This window comes from Dactylosporangium darangshiense (genome assembly GCF_039537565.1).
Lineage (GTDB): Bacteria > Actinomycetota > Actinomycetes > Mycobacteriales > Micromonosporaceae > Dactylosporangium > Dactylosporangium darangshiense.
Genome location: NZ_BAABAT010000157.1, coordinates 1 through 2,172, shown reverse-complemented (window position 1 = coordinate 2,172; position 2,172 = coordinate 1). Strand labels below are relative to the sequence as shown.

General features: G+C 69.6%; 2 protein-coding genes. Both read right to left on the bottom strand.

Annotated elements, in window-relative coordinates:
* Nucleotides 1–353 precede the first annotated feature (353 nt).
* Complete coding sequence (locus ABD901_RS58385) at nucleotides 354–914, bottom strand: hypothetical protein (protein ID WP_345144982.1); 561 nt, start codon at nucleotides 912–914, stop codon at nucleotides 354–356.
* A gap of 43 nt (nucleotides 915–957) precedes the next feature.
* Nucleotides 958–2,082 (bottom strand): IS630 family transposase, encoded by a 1,125-nt coding sequence (locus tag ABD901_RS58380; RefSeq protein ID WP_345144980.1) that lies wholly within the window; start codon nucleotides 2,080–2,082, stop codon nucleotides 958–960.
* Nucleotides 2,083–2,172 lie beyond the last annotated feature (90 nt).

The following is a 2,172-nucleotide window of genomic DNA, read 5'->3' as shown; positions in this document are numbered from 1 at the left end:
CTAGTGCTGTGACCGCAAACGTTGCCCGGGTTGGGCTGGTGTTTGTGGTTCCTCGTCCACGTGTGTGGGCGAGCGACTCTCCACCAGGGGTGGGGCGGGCCGCAGCCGGCCAAGGGACCCGTGTGCCTTGCGGCGGGGGGCACGCCGGGACGGGCCGGCACCGGGGAGGTGCCGGCCCGCTCGACGGTGCGTGATCATGCACGGCAACACTGCTGCCGTGGTAGTGGTTCCGCCGCCCGGCCCGGGTGAGGTGCGGGTGGCGATGGTGGCGGCCGCGAGCAGGTCACGGTGCCCAGTGGCGGTGCAGGTCATGGTCCGTCCCGCCGGTTTGCGGATCTTCCGCCGGCGGAGGGTCAGTTCGGCCAGTCGGGGCCCGACGGGCAGAGCTCGCAGCCGGCGGCGCGATGCAGGGTGGCGCCGTCGTGTTCGAGGTAGCCGCGGTGCAGGCGAGCGCAGTCCGCGCCGAGGGTGCACTCCCGGCTGGTCTGGTGCACGATCAAGGTGCCCGGGCAGCTCGCCGGACCGTGCTCGTCCAGCGCATAGCCCTCGGGGAGGGCGACCGGGTCGAAGTCCTCGGGGCTGAGCCGGTAGCGGCGCTCGAACGCGGGGTGCAGCGCGTACTCCAGTCCGTAGAACGCACTGGTGTGGTGGTGTTCCCAGTCGTCTTGGTCACGGTCGATCAGTCGCCTCGTCAGGGCGGCCAGCTCCGGCAGGCCGAAGTAGTCGAACGCGTCCGCGGCGAACAGGATCTCCTCGGTGGTGCACCCGTCGGTGACCGCGCCGGTACCGCTGCTCATGATCTCGGAGTGCGGCTTGCTCATGGCGAAGAGGTGCCGGTCGCCGACTCCGGTTCCCGGCTCGTCGCTCAACCCGCGGTTCCACACCAGGTCGGCCGAGCTGAAGCCGATCGTCATCCCACGAACCTAGTGTATTGACCGGAAACGTTGGCCGGGTTGGTCATGCTGCCGCCTTGGCGGTGGTCTGACCCCATCGGCGTTGGCGTTCGGAGCGGACGCGGGCGCGTTCGCGGCGTTGGGCGGCCAGGACGTCGGGGTGGCGGGCGTTGGCGTTGCGCCAGCGCAGGTAGGCGTGGATGGCCTTGGTCGACGCCGGGTGGTTGGCACGGTTGGAGCCGGCGACGGTGAACATGCGTAGCGGCCCGAAGTGGGCCTCGATGGGATTGGCCCAGGACGAGTAGGTCGGGGTGAAGCACAGCTCGACCTTGTGCCGGGCCGCCCACTGGCGGATCCCCGCCCCGCGGTGGGCGGACAGGTTGTCCAGGATGACGTAGATCGGCGCACCGTCGGGCCGGGCCCGGCGGATCGACTTGAGCGCGGCGAGGGTGTTCGCGGCGGACTTCCGGCGGCGCACGACGCCCCAGAGCGTGTCGTCGCCCACCGAGTAGCAGCCGTGGAACTGCCGGACCCCGTGCAGCTTGTGATAGTTCGCCGGCAGCCGGTCGGGATGCCCTGCCGGCGCCCAGCTCGACCCGCCATGCGGACGGATCGTGAGCGGGCCGAACTCGTCGAACGCGAACACCCGGTCCGGGAACTCGGTCATGACCTGCTCGATACGGGCCAGTTTGGTGTCCTTGGCCGGGTCGTTGGACTCCTTCCACGTCTTCGTGCGCTGAAACGTCAGGTCGTGCTTGCGCAACAGTTGCCGCAGGCGTTCCCGACCGACCTGGACCCGGCGGGGGCCGCGGTTGCGGGTCAGATAGTCCGCGAGTTTCCGCAGGCTCCAGCGAGTGAAGGGCTGGTCGAGGGTTTCAGGTCTGGTGCTGGCCGTCGCGACGATGAACGCTTCGTCGTCTTCACTGATCAGGCGGGGACGGCCACCCGCCCACTGAGGGTTGAGGCAGGCCATACCCATCTCGTTGAACCGGTGGATGACCTGCCGGACCGAGTCCTCATCGGCCTGGACCAGCCGCGCGATCACCGGCACGCTGTTGCCGCCGGCTGAGGCGAGGACGACCATCGCCCGGCGCAGCCGGATCGCGGAGCCGGTGCCTCGTCTGGTAATCCGCAGCAACTGCTGACCCTCCTGGTCAGACAACCGCCGAACACGCACAGGTTCTGCCACCCCGACAGCCTGGCCGCGACAACGCCGTCCAGCGTGGAGGCCGAGCGGCGTGTCAACCAACACCGTGAACGTTCGTGGTCAGAGCACTAG